This window comes from Rothia sp. 110740021-2, assembly GCF_054263775.1.
The window spans coordinates 528,481-545,165 of sequence record NZ_JBSZFE010000001.1; the positions used below are offsets into that span (position 1 = coordinate 528,481).

A 16,685-nucleotide genomic window follows, 5' to 3' on the forward strand; every position below is an offset into this window, starting at 1 on the left:
TGCTTTCCTCTCTCAAAGGTGTACCTGACCTAGTGTAGCGCGATAGGACTTTCGCACACCGGGAGGTCTAGAATTTAGTACAAGAGAGGCTGCCCAAGTACAGCCTGTAGTACCCGCCCGTCAGAAGGACCGTGAAGGACCGTGACTCACCCTCAGCAGCCTGCCGAACCGATCTACTGCCCGCCCTGCACCCCGGTAGAGGTAGAGCGAAGCGCCACGATTGACCTTGATGCGCTAGAACATAATGTGCGCCGTCTCAAGGAACTTATTGGCGACCGCGTGCTCATTGCAGTGATTAAAGCGGATGCGTACGGTCACGGCGCGTACCCGGTGGCACGTTCGGCTATTGTCGCCGGTGCTGACCTGCTGGGTGTGGTGCACGTGAACGAGGCGCTGGAACTGCGTGCTGACGGTATTGATGCGCCGCTCATGGCGTGGCTACACACCCCCTCCACCGATTTTGAGGCTGCACTGCAGGAGAAAATCCGCCTGGGTGTTTCTGGTTGGGACCTGGAGGCGGTAGCCGCCGCCGCTGAACGCGCCGGCGAGCGCGCTATCGTGCATCTGAAGGCTGATACCGGTCTGGGCCGTAACGGTGCCACCGCTTCGGATTGGCCGGCGTTGGTGGCTCGCGCCGCATCCTTGGAGGAGTCTGGGCTGATTGCGGTTGAGGGTATTTTCAGTCACCTGGCGGTTGCGGATGAGCCGACCCGCGCCGAGACTGCACAGCAGCTCGATACCCTGGATGCTTTTGTGGCTCAGGCTCGTGAAGCCGGCCTGGACCCGAAGATTGTGCATCTGGCGAACTCTCCGGCGACCCTGACCGCCTCGCTGGATGGTTGGGATACGGAGGAGCGTATGCTCGGTGACGGCGTGCGTTGCGGCCTTGCACTGTATGGTCTTTCCCCGCTGCCGGAGGTCACCGCTGAGGAACTAGGCCTAAAGCCCGTCATGACGGTGGGTAGCTATATTGCCGCTGTGAAGGAAGTTCCTGCAGGTCAGGGTGTTTCCTACGGTCTGCGCTACCACACCGGAAAGCCGACCACCCTGGCGCTGGTGCCGCTCGGCTACGCTGACGGCGTGCCGCGTATTGCGGAGAACGCGCCGGTGCGTATCTATCCGGGCGCGCAGAACGTGGAGAACGGCTGCGTGCCTAATAACGCGGAGGGTAAGACCTACCGCGTGGTTGGTCGCATCGCCATGGACCAGATGGTCGTTGACCTGGGCGAACCCGGCCTGAGCGACCCCGAGCTGGGTTACCTTGGTGCTCCCGCAGTCCTCTTCGGTGCCGGTGAGAACCCGCCCGTGGAAGAGTGGGCGGATGCCGCGCAGACTATTAACTATGAAATCGTAACCCGTATTTCACCCCGCGTGGAGCGCCTCTACATCGGTGGCTCCTGGGTTGAAGCTGAACTGAACGAGCTGTGGGGCACCGGTCAGGAGCAGGAGGGCTAATGAGCACTGAGTACATTTCTACCGTCTTCGACCTGGATGTGACCGGCCCCGACCATACCCGCCGCCTGGCGCTCACTCTGGCGCAGCACCTGAATGCCGGGGACGTACTGTTGCTCTCGGGTGAACTTGGCGCGGGTAAGACCACGTTCACCCGCTCCCTGGGTGAAGGGCTGGGCGTGCGCGAAGGCGTTATCTCACCGACCTTCGTGCTCTCGCGCGTGCACCCGAACCTGACGGATGGCCCCCGCCCCGGTGGCCCCGACCTGGTGCATGTGGACGCCTATCGCCTCTCCAGCGCTGAAGAGCTCGACGACCTCGACCTGGAGTTCTCCCTGCCGTGCTCTGTGACCGTCATCGAGTGGGGCCGCGATAAGGCTGAGCACCTGAGCGATTCTCGCCTGGAGCTGGACTTCACCCGACTGACCGGTGCGGATGCACGCTTCGCCTACTCGGGTGCCGAAGAGTTCAGTTGGGACGACGAAGACAAGGACGAAAGTGACGAGGACGCGGATACCCCCGAACCTCGCCTGTTGCGGGTGCGCGCCTTCGGCCCCCGCTGGGAGCATGCTTTCGACGCTCTGAAAGAGGACCTGCAGAGCGCCTAGAGCCCGCGCGTTAGAATGATAGGGTGCTAGTACTTGCCCTTGATTCATCCGCCACCGCATCTGTGGCGCTCGCCCGTGTGCACGGCTCCGAAGCCGGTGCATCCTTCGAAATCCTCGCCCGCTATGAGAGTGAAGATACCCGCTCCCATGCCGAGGTGATGGGGCCCTACGCGCAGGCTGCCCTGCAGGACGCTGGCGTGCGCGGAGAAGAATTGGATGTGATTCTGACCGGTACCGGCCCGGGGCCTTTTACAGGTTTGCGTACCGGTATCGTTACTGCGCGTACTCTGGGTTTTGCCTGGTCGGTGCCGGTGTACGGCTTGATGAGCTTGACCGCCCTGGCTGAGCGTGCTGTATCTGGCGCAGCTACCGGGGAAGCTAGCGCAGTCGCCGGGGAAGAAAACACAGAACGAGCGTTCGCTTCTGCTGATCTTGTCGAAGGTGCTGAACTGCTCGTACTCTCCGACGCGCGCCGCCGCGAAGTCTACTCCGCCCGCTACCGTGTGAACGCCGAAGGTTACAACCTAGTGGGCGGCCCAAACGTATGCCCCGCCTCCGAAATTCTGCCCGGTGGGGATCCCGCCTACGCATACGGTTACGGTGCTGGCCTGTACCCCGAAACTCTCGAAGGGCACGGCTGGGCCATCATCGATTCTGCCCGTCAGGTTCACCCCCACGCCGAGTACCTGGTTGCCGCCGCGGCACGCCTGGGCGTAAAGAACCTGAGTGATGACACCTCCGCCCAGTACCTGCGCGACTCGGACGCGAAGATCCCCGCCGCAATGCTTGCCCGCCAGCAGAAGCAGGGCGCACAAATTGCTGCACAGACTGCCGCGCAGGAGGAGAGCTAAATGAGTGCTACCGAAAATATCGCGCGAGATGACCTGGCACTGAATAACCTGGCTCTGGGTGCCCGTCTGCGCATTGCCGAACTTGCCGACGTGCAGGCCATGCACCGCATGGAAACCATCCTGTTCCCCGTCGACGCCTGGCACATCGACATGTTCCTCGAAGAGCTGACCCACCCGACTCGCACCTACTACATACTTGAATTGCCAACTGAAGGTTCGGAAGATAACGAGGGCAGCTGGCGCGCTGTCGGCTACTGCGGAACCATGGTCGTAGCTGACACCGCCGATGTTCAAACCATCGGTGTGGTTCCCGAGTATGAGGGCCACGGCTACGGTCGCACCATGCTTGAGCAGATGCACGAGCGCGCCCGCGAGCAGGGTGCCGAGCGCATCCTGCTGGAGGTGCGTGCCGACAACCCGCGCGCCCAGCGCCTCTACGAACGCAACGGCTACCGCGCGATTCACGTACGACGCGGCTACTACGATGACGGAACAGACGCCATCATTATGGAATGCACGTTCTAAATAGTCCGTTGGGTTAAACGGCAATCCCCGCAGTAGGGGCATGCTTCCGCCGCCCTCTATATCTCAGCATCTCTGCATCACAGCATCCCTACACCACTGCAACTAGAAGCACTACGCGCAGACAGCGCAACAGAAAGACGAACTATGAGCACTCGCGAACCCCTCGTTCTGGGCATCGAATCCTCCTGTGATGAGACCGGTATCGGCATTGTGCGCGGTGCACAGCTGCTCAGCAACACCATCTCCTCCTCTATGGAGGAGCACGTGCGCTTTGGTGGAGTAATCCCCGAAATCGCCTCCCGCGCTCACCTGGATGCCATGATTCCCGCGCTCAAAGCGGCACTTGCCGAAGCGGACATCACCCTCGATCAGGTGGACGCTATCGCCGTCACCGCGGGCCCCGGACTGGCGGGCGCACTCATGGTGGGTGTCTCCGCGGCCAAGGCGCTCGCTATTGCCACCGGTAAGCCCCTCTACGGCATTAACCACCTGGTCGCCCACGTTGGTGTTGGCCTGCTGGAAGATAACGGTACCGAGGACGGCTCCGACCTGTTGGCGAACGCCGGTTCCGGTGGCCTGGGCGCACTGCTGGTCTCTGGCGGTCACACCGAAATCCTGCAGGTGCGCGACATTACCTCCGATGTGCGTCTGCTCGGCGCGACCCTCGATGATGCCGCAGGCGAGGCCTATGACAAGGTCGCCCGACTGCTCGGCCTGGACTACCCGGGCGGCCCCGCGATTGATCGCGCCGCCGCTGACGGCAACCGCAACGCCTTCGTGTTCCCTCGCGGCCTGTCGAACCGCAAGTTCATGGGCACCGCCGAGGAGCCCGGCGCGCACCGCTACGATTTCTCCTTCTCCGGTCTGAAGACCGCTGTGGCGCGCGTGATAGAAAGTTTTGAAGCAGCCGGTGAAGAGGTTCCGGTTGCCGATATTGCCGCGTCCTTCCAGGAGGCGGTCGTGGACGTCATCACCAAGAAGGCGATGCTTGCCTGCCGCGAGCAGGGCATGAAGACTCTGCTGCTTGGCGGCGGCGTGGCGGCTAACTCGCGCCTGCGTGAGCTGCTTGCCGCTCGATGCGCCTCCGAGGAGGTGCGCCTGATTATTCCGAAGTTCACCCTGTGCACCGATAACGGTGCGATGGTTGCGGCGCTGGGCGCTCGCCTGGTCGCCGCCGGTCGTGAGCCCTCGGGAGTGGAATTCACGACGGATTCCTCGCTGCCGGTGACCACCGTTTGTTTCTAAGCGGTCTGCTTCTAAACGGCAATGCGAGCACGTTGAAGCGGCTCGCCTCAAAAATGCTCATAGAAATGCCTCGGCACAGTCTCCCAAAGGACTGCGCCGAGGCATTTTCTGTATTCAAGCTTTAGTTACGGGGGAGGGTCTAACGCAGTGCTCGCGCGCGGGACTGCGTGGCGACATCTAGCGCCACCTCACGCAGAGAGCCGGTCTTCTCAAAGACTGCACGCTGACGATCCGCGCCCGTACCCTCGGCGAGGATGCGGCGTACCTGAGTTAGCTCTACCTCGCAGTCAAGGTCGCGTGACACCGGCTCCAACTTGGGTAGAAGCAGCTCAAAATCTTCATGCAGAGTACGCTGTGTCGGCTCGTTAGAGACCACGATCTTAGCCTCCAGGCCGTAGCGGGCAACGCGCCACTTATTCTCCTGCGCGTGCCAGGGGGCGAGCACCTCAATGCTTTTACCCGCCTCAATACGGCGGGAGAAGTATTCCACCAGGCACTGCGTGAACGCCACGATCGCCGCAACATCCGGTAGGGAAGCGAGGCCATCGCAATAGCGCATCTCAATGGTGCCGTAACGCGGAACCGGGCGAACATCCCAACGGTCTTCGCTCGAATCGGTAATCACGTCAGTTGCCACGAGCGAATCCAGGTAGTCGCTGTACTGCTCCCAAGTATCAAAGTGGAAGGGCAAACCGTTCGTCGGAAGCTGCTGGTAAAGCTGGGTGCGGTGCGAAGCGTAACCGGTATCGACTCCGTCCCAATAGGGGGAAGAACACGAAAGCGCCAGCAGGTGCGGACCGTAGTTGGTCAGCGCGTCAACGAGCGGCAGAACCTTATCGCGAGAGTCAATGCCCACGTGCACGTGCACACCGTAAATGACCATGTGACGGCCCCAATACTGGGCTCGTTCGACCACACGCTGGTAGCGTTCCTTCGCCACGACCGGCTGGTCAGTCCAATGGGAGAAGGGGTGAGTGCCGGCGGGGTAGAACTCAATGCCGAGCTCATCGGTAATTTCACGCAGGGTATCCGTCAAATCCTGCAGCTGACGGCATGCCTCAGCGACGGTGCGGCAGATGCCGGTCACCACCTCGAGGGTGTTCTCCAGGAATTCGCCGGTTACGTGCGCCCGGTCGGAGGCGGGCTCGAGCAGTTCGGGGTGGCGCTCGCGCAGAATGGAAAGCACCTCGCTGGCGCGCTGTGTCAGTTCGCCGCTTTCACGGTCGATGAGCGCAATCTCCCATTCCACGCCGAGAGTGGACTGCGGGGAGGTAGCAAAGTCGATCATATTGCCTTTCCTGCGTCTGGAAATAGGGTCGTGCATGGTGCCGACTGCGGAAGTTATTATCGGTGGGCTCTACCCGGTCGTGCGCTAACTGATGAGAGATCGCTTTCGCGGGGGAGTACCTCTACTAGGCACCGTATCTAGTGTACGGTCTTGCGGTGCCCAGCGCCCTGTCGAGCGCAGAATCCGGAACGGGAAACGTCACGAATCGTTAAGAACGGTAACCCGTCCTCGGGGCTGGGCAGTCAGGGCTGAGCAGCCAGAGTTGAGTAGTCAAGGCTGGGCAGTTAGGTTTGGTGAGGTTAGAGCGGGCGCACATGCCAGCCGACGCGTCGTGAATCCCTACCCAAACCGATGCGGGTAAAGACCAGCGTTGCCGGACGGTACGAGGACTCCTGCGCACCCGCCTGTGTATCTGAAGAAGAAATATTGTTCTTTTTCTTTTTCCTCTTGAAAGGCTTAGAACCCGTAGAACCCAGCAGACGCGCACGCAACTGCTCCGGAACAATATCCACGCCACGCTTCTTAATCGTCAGCGCAGTAAAGCCCTGCTCGCGCACCCAACGCTTCAGCTGCTTCTCCTGCAGAGGAATCTCCTCCAGCACCTCGTAGCAAGCAACCAGCGGATGCTCCACCAGCTCGGCAGAACACAGATACGCAAGATGCTCATCCAGCAGATGTGCGCCAATGCTCTGCGCAAACTCAGCGACCAGATGTGAACGCACAACCGCCGGGGCAGGCTCCAATAGGTAATCACCAGGCTGAGGTAGAGACGCCGGAACATCAACGCTCTGCTTCGCCTCTTCCGCCGTCAATGGGCTACGGAAGCTCACCGCCTCATACGCCGGCAACAGGGCACCGGTTTCGGCGGTGCCTTCATGAGGGATAGTCTCTTCCATAGGCAGCTCATGCACTGAGGTGGCCGAGCGAGCCACCCCCTCCTGAGCTAGCGCGTTAAACCAGAGCACCAACTCGGCAAGCGAACCCTCCGACTGAATCCACTCCGCCTCAACGCGCGGGTTGGGGTTTGCCTCCGACGCAATATCTTCGGGTGAGGGGATGCCCTCATGCGGAAAACCGGGACCCAACTTCACGCCCATCGGCACGCCCGTACGAGCCAGATTCAGCACGAACGAGAACGGGGGAGAGAACGCCTCCGGATCAAAAAGACGCTCCGTATGAGCCTTCTTCGCACCCCGCAACTCGCGGCGTGCCGGGTCCATCCACACCATGCCCACCGGCTCACCGGCAGCGTCCAGAAGCTCACCGTGCACATAGCCGGTCACATCCCCCGAATACACGCGCGCCTGCGGGCAAAACTCAAGGTTCTTCGCCGCAAAAGAAGCCGTCAGCGGGTCCAACTCCACCGCAACCACGGCACCGCGATCCGCCGCATACACGGCAGAATCTGACGCAATACCGCAACCCAAATCAGCCACCGTGCCGGCAACCGGGCGCAGACGCTGGGCGCGATAATGCGCAATCACCGGGCGGGTCGCCTGCTCCGCCGCCTCCTGAGTCAGCATGAGGGTGCGGGCGCGCTCGCCGAATTTGGCGCGTGCACGGGTACGAGCCTGCGCCAGCGAAATAATCTGTGCAGACTCCTCGGGGCTGAAACCTTGCGAACGCAAAGAAGTAACGGTGCTGAGCGTATCCGAGCCCAGCGGATAGAGCTCATCGGCTGCCGCGAGCGCTTCGGCGCTGAACGGAAGCGTGGCGGCGGGAGTAAAAGGGGATGCGGGAATAGGCATGCTCCTCATTTTACGGGGTGCCGGTTTCGGCAGGTGGGGAGCCTGATTCGCCCAGCTTTTTGCTCAGCGTTCGCCTTGCGGTGAAACACCCCGACAGAGGGGCGCTTTTCTTGACCGAAAGCACAGGTGAAACTAGAGTTGAGGTAGCACTCGAGACAGTTATCGGGCGCGCCACTGCGCCGCTATCTCGCATCAAACGTAAATCCACAACCCGGAGGAACCGATTATGGCTATCAAGCCCCTGGAAGACCGCGTCGTTATCAAGATTGAGCAGGCTGAGCAGACTACCGCATCAGGTCTGGTCATCCCCGAAACTGCGAAGGAAAAGCCGCAGGAAGCACGCGTTGTCGCCGTTGGCCCGGGCCGCGTGGATGAGAAGGGCAACCGCATTCCCGTAGACATCAAGGAAGGCGATGTTGTCGTGTTCTCCCGCTACGGTGGCACCGAGGTCAAGTACCAGGGCGAAGAATACCTGATTCTTTCCGCACGCGACGTTCTGGCAATCGTCGACTAATACTTTCAGATGCTCATGCGCCGTACCGCTCATCCGGTACGGCGCATGAGCTATCATCTGCCCCTCAAAATTTCCTTTTCTGTGACGCACTAGGAGTAGCGAACACATGGCTAAGCAGCTTGAATTCAACGATGCCGCCCGCAAGTCCCTGCAGGCTGGCGTCGATAAGCTGGCAAACGCGGTCAAGGTAACCCTCGGCCCGCGCGGGCGCAACGTTGTGCTCGACAAGCAGTGGGGTGCACCCGTCATCACCAACGACGGCGTGTCCATTGCTCGTGAAATTGAACTGGATGACCCGTACGAGAACCTGGGTGCCCAGCTGGCGAAAGAAGTCGCCACCAAGACCAACGACGTAGCCGGTGACGGCACCACCACCGCAACCGTGCTCGCACAGGCACTGGTCAACGAGGGCCTGCGCAACGTCACCAGCGGCGCGGCACCCGCCGACGTCAAGCGCGGCATTGAGGCTGCCGTGGAGGCGGTCTCCGCACGCCTGCTCGAGAACGCACGCCCTGTGCAGGGCTCGGAGGTGGCTCACGTTGCCGCTATCTCCGCCCAGTCTGAGCAGATTGGTGAGCTGCTGGCTCGCGCCTTCGAGAAGGTCGGCCAGGACGGCGTCATCACCATTGAAGACGGCTCCTCCACCAAAATCGAACTGGACATCACCGAAGGTATGCAGTTCGACAAGGGCTACCTCTCGCCCTCCTTCGTCACCGACGCTGAGCGCGGCGAAGCAGTGCTGGAGAACAGCCTCGTGCTGCTCTACCAGGGCAAGATTTCCACCATCGCAGAAATCATGCCCGTGCTCGAGAAGATTGTTCAGGCCAAGAAGCCGCTGACCATCATCGCAGAAGATGTTGACGGTGAGGCGCTCTCCGCACTGGTCGTGAACAAGCTGCGTGGCACCATCAACGTGGTTGCTCTGAAGGCTCCCGGTTTCGGTGACCGCCGCAAGGCAATCATGCAGGATTTGGCAATTCTGACCGGCGGTACCGTCGTGACCGGTGAGCTGGGCATCGACCTGCCGCAGGTCACCTTGGAGCACCTGGGCTCGGCACGCCGCGTGACCGTCACCAAGTCCCACACCACCATCGTGGATGGCGGCGGCGCCCCTGAGGCAATCGAGGATCGAGTGCAGCAACTACGCCGCGAAATTGAGCGCGTGGATTCCGAATGGGACCGCGAGAAGCTCAAGGAGCGCCTGGCTAAGCTCGCCGGCGGTGTGGGGGTCATCAAGGTTGGTGCCGCAACCGAGGTTGAGGCGAAGGAACGCAAGCACCGTATCGAGGATGCTGTGTCCTCCACCCGTGCCGCTCTGGAAGAGGGCATCGTCTCCGGTGGCGGTTCCGCACTGGTTCACGCGTTGAAGGCACTGGACGGCATGGACCTGGGTAATCACGACGCAAACGTGGGTGTACAGATCGTTCGCCGTGCCCTGGCTCAGCCGCTGCGCTGGATTGCTGAGAACGCTGGCGAAGACGGCTACGTCATCGTCTCCAAGGTCTCCGAGTTGCCCGTGGGTCACGGTTTCAATGCCAAGACCGGCGAGTACGTGGACCTCATCGAAGCTGGCGTGATTGACCCGGTGAAGGTGACCCGTTCGGCTCTGCAGAACGCCTCCTCCATCGCGGCTCTGGTGCTGACCACCGAGACCCTGGTGGTTGAGAAGCCTGAAGAAACTGAAGAAGACTAAATAGTGTGTGTGCCCGGTACCGCCCCCTCCACCATGGAGGCGGTACCGGGCACTCGCTGTCGGTAGGCTCGGGCGCGCTCGCGTTCGAAGGGCGCTAGAACCTGCCGACAGCCTCCCGCTGAAGGACGCTTACTATGAGTGCTTCTCAGCAAAGAAATCTTTAGCGGTTTACTATAGAAGGTAAGCTGTTCCCGTTTGCGCTCAAACCACCTTGTGGGGTGCGAGCAGACGGTTCGTACCGCATCTTGACATATGCAACGTATAGGCTGAGCTTCTCACCGATGAAGCCAGCATCCGAAAGGTAGACAATGACCATTCCCACCGCTCTGTCCGAGGATCCCTTCGGCTTCACCGGCCTGACCTACGATGACGTGCTGCTGCTGCCCGGTAACACCGACGTCATCCCCTCCGATGCGGACACCTCTACCCGCCTGTCCAAGCGCATCACCCTGAACACCCCCATTATCTCCGCCGCAATGGACACCGTGACCGACTCCGCTATGGCTATCTCTATGGCACGTCTGGGCGGTATGGGCGTTATCCACCGCAACCTTTCCATCGAGGACCAGGCTGCACATGTGGACCGCGTCAAGCGCTCCGAGTCCGGCATGATCATTAACCCCGTTACCATCCGTGCTGACGCAACCATTGCCGAATACGACGAGGTCTGCGGCTACTACAAGGTCTCCGGTCTGCCCGTCGTTAGCGAAGAGGGCGTGCTGGAAGGTATCATCACCAACCGCGATATCCGCTACATCTCCCGCTCCGACTACGAGGGCATTCGCGTCCGCGATATCATGACCCCCATGCCGCTGGTCACCGCGCACCCCAGCGTCACCAAGGACGAAGCATTTGCGTTGCTGTCCCACAACAAGATTGAGCGTCTGCCTCTGGTCGACAACGCAGGCAAGCTCGCCGGTCTAATTACCCTCAAGGACTTCGTCAAGACTGAGCAGTACCCCAATGCCACCAAGGACGAGGACGGCCGCCTGCGTGCCGGCGCCGCTATCGGATTCTTCGGCGACGGCTACGAGCGCGCAATGACCCTGGTTGAGGCAGGCGTTGACGCACTGTTCGTGGACACCGCAAACGGTCACTCCCAGGGCGTGCTCGACATGATTGCCCGCCTGAAGAAGGACCCCGCCGCAGCACACGTGGACGTCATCGGTGGCCAGGCTGCAACCCGCCTGGGCGCGCAGGCAATCATCGACGCTGGCGCTGACGGTGTGAAGGTTGGCGTTGGCCCCGGCTCCATCTGCACCACCCGCATTATTGCCGGTGTTGGCGTTCCCCAGGTGACCGCTATTAACGAGTCCGCTAAGGCAGCAATCCCGGCGGGTGTGCCGCTGATTGCTGACGGCGGTATGCAGCACTCCGGCGAGATTGGCAAAGCACTGGTTGCCGGCGCTGACTCCGTGATGCTCGGCTCCCTGCTGGCTGGTACCACCGAGTCTCCCGGTGAGCTGATCTTCATGAACGGTAAGCAGTACAAGGCATACCGCGGCATGGGTTCGCTTGGCGCGATGCAGACCCGCGGTCGCCACAAGTCCTTCTCCAAGGACCGCTACTTCCAGGCTGACGTCTCCAGCGAAGAGAAGCTAATTCCCGAGGGTATTGAGGGTCAGGTTCCCTTCCGCGGCCCGCTCTCCGCAGTGATTCACCAGCTCGAAGGTGGCCTGCGTCAGACCATGTTCTACGTTGGTTCCCGCACTATCGAGGAGCTCAAGTACAAGGGTCAGTTCGTGCGCATCACCCCCGCAGGTCTGAAGGAATCGCACCCGCACGACATCATGATGACCGTTGAGGCACCGAACTACCGCCGCTAAAACGCCTCACCAACGATGATTCGCCGCACGGTGTGCACACCATGCGCCGTTGAGCCCGCCCCATACCCGTTCAGGGATCGGGCGGGCATCGGAGCGAATAACGCCCAGCGGCACCCCTCAAACCGAATTCGAAAGGATTCACCCCATGTCTGAAATTCAGATTGGCCTCTCTAAGAACGCCCGCCCCACCTATTCCCTGGATGATGTAGCGCTGGTGCCTACCCGCCGTACTCGCGACCGCCGTGACGTTGACACCTCCTGGCAGATTGATGCCTTCAAGTTCGACACCCCGATTATTGGTGCGCCCATGGACTCGGTCATGTCCCCGGCGACCGCCATCGCACTGGGTAAGCTGGGTGGCCTGGGCGTTCTAAACCTCGAGGGCCTGTGGACCCGCTATGAGGACCCGCAGCCGCTGCTGGACGAGATTGTTGAGCTGCCCGAGGCGGACCCCGCCTCAGCGACCACCCGCATGCAGCAGATTTACTCCGAGCCGATTAAACCGGAACTGATCACTGCACGCCTGGAAGAGATTCGTGACTCCGGCGTGGTTGTTGCCGGCTCCCTGAGCCCGCAGAACACCCAGGAGCACTACGAAACCGTGGTGAAGGCTGGCGTTGAGCTGTTCGTCATCCGCGGTGCATCTGTCTCTGCTGAGCACATTTCGACCTCGCACGAGCCGCTGAACCTAAAGAAGTTCATCTACGAGCTGGACGTTCCGGTCATCGTTGGTGGCGTGGCTGGCTACTCGCAGGCTAAGCACCTGATGCGTACCGGCGCAGCCGGCGTGCTGGTGGGCTTCGGCGGCGGTTCTGCACAGACCACCCGTCAGGGCCTGGGCATTTCTGCACCGATGGCAACCGCTATCGCTGATGTGGCTGCAGCACGTTCGGACTACCTGGATGAGTCCGGCGGCCGCTACGTGCACGTGATCGCTGACGGCTCCCTGGGTCGCTCCGGCGACATGGTGAAGGCGCTTGCACTGGGCGCTGACGCTGTCATGCTGGGCGCTCCGCTGGCTCGCGCATCCGAGGCTCCCGGCCAGGGCTGGTACTGGGGCAACGAGGCGCACTCGCTGGACTTCCCGCGCGGCGTGCGCACCCCGCTGGGTGTTGTCGGCTCCCTGGAGGAGGTCCTGTACGGTCCTTCGCACCACGTGAACGGCACCAGCAACATTGTCGGTGCGCTCAAGCGCGCAATGGCTAACTGCGGCTACCTGGACCTGAAGAAGTTCCAGAAGGCTGAACTGACTGTGGTTCCCTCCTACCGCGGCTAATGTAGCTTCAAGAATCACCGCCCGGTGGTTGGTGGGTTTATCCCTCCGACTACCGGGCGGTGTTGTTTTGACCTGCTCTTTTAGGTAGGGGTTGAGTCACTGCCTTTGGGAGAATGGAATTTATGCCACGTTGTGAAACTTTCTCATTTTATGGTGACTGAGATTATATTTTCACTGTAGTATACCTAGTAAGGATATGGCTAAAGTCTATATTCCTTGAAAGAACTTCTGCAAAACTGCAAGTTCAATACCATATGGATATACCTATCGAAGGATATTAGAAATGGGTATCTTCGCTCCCCCCCCCCTGTTAAGAAGGTGCTTGCCGCTATCGCCTTGAGCGCGACGGCACTGACTGCCGTTCCTGCCGCAACTGTCCCGGCTGTGGCGACTGTTGTTGATGTGCATGGTGGTACTTGGGACTATGGCTCATCTGTCTGGGGTGTGTGGTCTCGTTATTACCACAAAGAAGAACGGCATAGCGCAACCGTTTGGGGAAGTGACTGGGTTTACTCCGGATGTCAGAAGCCCTTTACCACTGCTAGGGCTTGGTCTGGTCGTTCTTGGAACCACACTAACGAGGCTTACTATAACAACCATTGTTAGAGATGAGCGCGTTGGATGTTCTATAACGTATTAGCAATATGGTCCTGCAAATGATGCAGGCGGCTAATATACAAAATATTTGGCGGGCCGTCTGAGTGAATCTATCAGACGGTCCGCCCATGTGACAGAAATGAATCCCCATGCTTAAGTGTCGATTCCGATTTGGCCGGTATGTATCGGTCCTCACCTCAGTTTATCTATGGGCGACCCTCGCCTCCATTGTGTTCCCTTTCTTCATGCTTCTGAGTATCAACTCGGAGATATCTCTTGGGCATACCCGTAACCTCCAGATTCCTTCAATCAGTGAAGGCGTAGATACTCGCAAATTTCTAGAGGATATGTGTCAGGAAGCGGAGAAGAACAGTATCGCTATAGCTCGTCGCACCCTTGATGTGTCAGATACTCGGCACGGTATCGTACTCGAATTCTGTGGTGCCGAAAATACTGTACGTGGGTGGGAACAAACAGGATACCCTTCCTATACTCCTGAAGACCGCGTTGAGGTCAAAAGGTTTAATCCGGGCAAGGTTGCAGAAGCGCGAGGTCTCTACAACCTTTATGGCGGTAGTGAGCAACAACGCGCCCAGCTACTCGCTACCCTGCGTGAAAATGGTGCGCATACAACGGAATACGATGTTCTCAATCTCCGAAGTATTGCAGGGTACTACATGGGAACCCCAGGCGGGTATGCCTTTATTGCAACATGCCTAGCCCTTAGTACGGCTCTGATTGGTGCCATATTCCGGCAGACGAAAAAAGCGCGCGCCTGCGTCTGCATGGAGCATCCTTAAACCGTGTCTACGGTGCACAGCTGCTAGAGTCGGGGCCTGCTATTCTTTGTGGAATTCTGGGCCTCTATGCCCTTTTCTATATATTCCTCGCCCTGTACAATTCGTGGGCTTTTGCGGCTTTGACACTGAAAGTTCAGCTTATTCTGCTGTGCTGGATGTTGGGCCTTATGCTTCTGTTGCATTATGTGGCTTGTGCACTTACTGTAGCTATACCTATTGGACAAGCCCTTAAAGGAAAGGTACCCACGCGTATTACCTATGCGGCTAGCTGGGCGTGCCGCTCTTTGGCGCTTATTCTTGTTGTTGCTACTCTGACCACTTTGGCTTATACGACTCAACAAGTCCATGCACTCAATCAAGCCCGCCCCGCGGTGCTTCAGGGTAACGGATATAGTGTGTCCTTTAATGGTTTCCGATATAAGACTAGTGACATCCAGAACCTTCAAGGCTGGAGTAAAGAACAGATAGAATCTGATAACGTCATCCTCGCTAGTGCAGAGAACCTTGTCTATACATCCTATGAATCGATTGAAGCTTATAGAGCCGGAAAGAATGAATCAGGCTCTCTGAAATCTGATCAGAGCTTGGGCCGTACCTTCCTGTACGTGAATCGTGAATATCTGGACAGTAATCCTGAATCCCTGCCAGCAGGCTTACCTCCTCTTGATGACCTGGAAGGTCGTAGCGGTCTTAGCGTCTACTATCCCCAGGAATTGGAAAAGCACACTGATGATATAAGGCACCTTGCTTCTAGTACTTTTGACTCGGCTGATAGCTCTTCTTCCTCGAATAATTTAGAAGCTTCACGTGCTGAGCTTTCGGAGTTGAGGGCATATGAGTCTGTAACGAGATCCTATACATATGGTGACGGTACTAAAGCGAACTACTTTGTGCAGAACCCCATCATTGTGTATGTCCCGAAAACTGTGCTGACTGACAGAACGGAGATGCTCGTTGCCGCCTTCAGTCAGAACGGGGCATTTATTAAGGACCGGCAGAAAGCTCTTGATTCTCTGAAGGGTAGTGCAGCTCGAAGCTACGTAGGTGAAATTCTGCCGGTGAGCGAAAAATATTTTAGTCTCACAAGCAGGATGCAGAGCGAACAACGCATTAGCTTGTATGCGCTCATCATCCTTTCCGTTTTGTGTCTTGTGACCCTTCTGGAGTACGCACGTGTGTACTGCGCAGAACATCAGCAGCGTATCGCTCGTTCCTTTACCTACGGTATGCATCCGACCCGGACTTTCCGTGGGGTTCTCATTGGGGAGGCGGTTTTGACGATTCTTGTCATTAGCTATGGAGTCCTCCAACTAACGAGTTTGGCCCACGAGCAGTATCTCAATGCTGGGGCTGAGACTGCATCTGTTATTGCAGTACTGGCAACGGTACTCTTCACATCCACTGTTATTGTGTCGATTGGTACGAGTTTATGGTCCTTTGGTAGAGGCTACCGAGTTACTGTTGCCAATCATGCGCGAAAGGAAATGTACTGATGACGTCCATCTTAAAAACAGAGAATCTGCTGGCCGTAAGCGGGGGGTCTGTGCGTATTGCAGGACATCCTATTTTGCTGATGTCCATATTGCTGTAGCTCCGGGGGAAATGATAGCCCTTACCGGTGCTTCGGGAAGCGGTAAGACCACCCTACTCAATTGCCTGGGAACCCTCGCAGATTTCAGTGAGGGCGAGTATTCATTCCGTGGTGCACGGTTAAGCGGAGCTTCAGCGCGAACCCGCCGTCATTTCCGCCGTGATAGTCTAGGGTATCTCTTCCAGAACTATGCCTTAGTAGAAGGGGAGAGCGTTGAAAAGAATATCCTCGGACCGCTCGCGGTTATGCCGCGTTCGCAGCGTCCGAGCCGCAAAAAGCTAGAGTCCGTCCTCGCCCGGGTCGGTTTGTCTGGGCGAGAGAAGTCTCTTATCTACCAACTCTCGGGTGGTGAGCAGCAGCGCGTGGCGCTTGCTGGGCTTATGTTGAAGCAGCCTTCCCTGATTCTGGCAGATGAGCCGACCGGCGCGCTGGACGCCGAGAACGAGGCGCAGGTGCTTGATATTCTGCGAGAGCTGGTGAACGCCGGGGCCTGTGCCATTATTGCTACGCACAGCGATGCGGTGGCGGACTTCTGCGACCGGCGTATTGATATGTCTCAGTTCAAGGGATAAACGAAGAGGATTGTTTTTTTGCAATGTGCCGCCTGGCTATGGAGTCGTTAACTCCGTCGCCGGGCGGTACTTTCTTATACAGGGTTTATTTTTACTTGC

15 protein-coding genes are annotated in these 16,685 nt (G+C 58.8%); 13 read left to right on the plus strand and 2 right to left on the minus strand.

The genetic code is table 11. The features are described 5' to 3' along the window. Positions 1 to 141: 141 nt before the first annotated feature. The 5 genes from alr to tsaD all read left to right on the plus strand — a co-directional run bounded on the left by alr (position 142) and on the right by tsaD (position 4,681). Positions 142 to 1,455 (plus strand): alanine racemase, encoded by a 1,314-nt coding sequence (gene alr, locus ACUXHH_RS02295; protein WP_279741233.1) that lies wholly within the window; start codon positions 142 to 144, stop codon positions 1,453 to 1,455. After that, positions 1,455 to 2,060: a tRNA (adenosine(37)-N6)-threonylcarbamoyltransferase complex ATPase subunit type 1 TsaE gene (gene tsaE / locus ACUXHH_RS02300; RefSeq protein ID WP_458390728.1), complete on the plus strand. Its 606-nt coding sequence runs from the start codon at positions 1,455 to 1,457 to the stop codon at positions 2,058 to 2,060. The genes alr and tsaE overlap by 1 nt, the downstream gene beginning before the upstream one ends. Positions 2,061 to 2,083: 23 nt before the next feature. Continuing rightward, entirely contained in the window at positions 2,084 to 2,911 is an 828-nt protein-coding gene (gene tsaB / locus ACUXHH_RS02305) for a tRNA (adenosine(37)-N6)-threonylcarbamoyltransferase complex dimerization subunit type 1 TsaB (protein WP_458390729.1), read from the plus strand. Further along, a complete protein-coding gene (gene rimI, locus ACUXHH_RS02310; RefSeq protein WP_279741229.1) occupies positions 2,912 to 3,436 on the plus strand; it encodes a ribosomal protein S18-alanine N-acetyltransferase in 525 nt (174 codons plus the stop codon). It abuts the gene before it with no gap. Positions 3,437 to 3,580: 144 nt separating this feature from the next. Further along, positions 3,581 to 4,681 (plus strand): tRNA (adenosine(37)-N6)-threonylcarbamoyltransferase complex transferase subunit TsaD, encoded by a 1,101-nt coding sequence (gene tsaD / locus ACUXHH_RS02315; protein ID WP_458390730.1) that lies wholly within the window; start codon positions 3,581 to 3,583, stop codon positions 4,679 to 4,681. Between the two features lie 139 nt (positions 4,682 to 4,820). Here tsaD and ACUXHH_RS02320 read toward each other — a convergent pair whose 3' ends face one another. After that, positions 4,821 to 5,969, minus strand: a complete 1,149-nt coding sequence (locus ACUXHH_RS02320) for a glutamate--cysteine ligase (RefSeq protein WP_458390731.1) — start codon at positions 5,967 to 5,969, stop codon at positions 4,821 to 4,823. 299 nt (positions 5,970 to 6,268) lie between these two features. Then, positions 6,269 to 7,717: a class I SAM-dependent methyltransferase gene (locus tag ACUXHH_RS02325; protein ID WP_458390732.1), complete on the minus strand. Its 1,449-nt coding sequence runs from the start codon at positions 7,715 to 7,717 to the stop codon at positions 6,269 to 6,271. Positions 7,718 to 7,943: 226 nt separating this feature from the next. On the opposite strand from ACUXHH_RS02325, the gene groES reads away from it, so the two are divergent. The 8 genes from groES to ACUXHH_RS02365 all read left to right on the plus strand — a co-directional run bounded on the left by groES (position 7,944) and on the right by ACUXHH_RS02365 (position 16,586). After that, positions 7,944 to 8,231 carry a co-chaperone GroES gene (gene groES, locus ACUXHH_RS02330; RefSeq protein WP_005505066.1) on the plus strand — a complete coding sequence of 96 codons (288 nt, stop codon included), beginning with the start codon at positions 7,944 to 7,946 and terminating at the stop codon, positions 8,229 to 8,231. A gap of 106 nt (positions 8,232 to 8,337) precedes the next feature. After that, on the plus strand, positions 8,338 to 9,924 hold the full coding sequence (gene groL, locus ACUXHH_RS02335) for a chaperonin GroEL (RefSeq protein WP_458390733.1): 1,587 nt from the start codon (positions 8,338 to 8,340) through the stop codon (positions 9,922 to 9,924). 308 nt (positions 9,925 to 10,232) lie between these two features. Then, positions 10,233 to 11,750, plus strand: a complete 1,518-nt coding sequence (gene guaB / locus ACUXHH_RS02340; protein ID WP_458390734.1) for an IMP dehydrogenase — start codon at positions 10,233 to 10,235, stop codon at positions 11,748 to 11,750. 145 nt (positions 11,751 to 11,895) lie between these two features. Then, entirely contained in the window at positions 11,896 to 13,026 is a 1,131-nt protein-coding gene (locus ACUXHH_RS02345) for a GuaB3 family IMP dehydrogenase-related protein (RefSeq protein WP_070690995.1), read from the plus strand. Positions 13,027 to 13,428: 402 nt separating this feature from the next. Beyond that, a complete protein-coding gene (locus ACUXHH_RS02350; RefSeq protein WP_371568963.1) occupies positions 13,429 to 13,632 on the plus strand; it encodes a lactococcin 972 family bacteriocin in 204 nt (67 codons plus the stop codon). Between the two features lie 140 nt (positions 13,633 to 13,772). Beyond that, positions 13,773 to 14,423, plus strand: coding sequence for a hypothetical protein (locus ACUXHH_RS02355; RefSeq protein ID WP_458390735.1), 651 nt, complete (start codon positions 13,773 to 13,775; stop codon positions 14,421 to 14,423). A 167-nt stretch (positions 14,424 to 14,590) separates the two neighbouring features. Next, positions 14,591 to 15,916, plus strand: a complete 1,326-nt coding sequence (locus ACUXHH_RS02360) for a hypothetical protein (RefSeq protein WP_458390736.1) — start codon at positions 14,591 to 14,593, stop codon at positions 15,914 to 15,916. Further along, positions 15,894 to 16,586 (plus strand): ABC transporter ATP-binding protein, encoded by a 693-nt coding sequence (locus ACUXHH_RS02365; protein ID WP_458390737.1) that lies wholly within the window; start codon positions 15,894 to 15,896, stop codon positions 16,584 to 16,586. Before ACUXHH_RS02360 ends, ACUXHH_RS02365 begins: the two co-directional genes overlap by 23 nt. Positions 16,587 to 16,685: the final 99 nt, after the last annotated feature.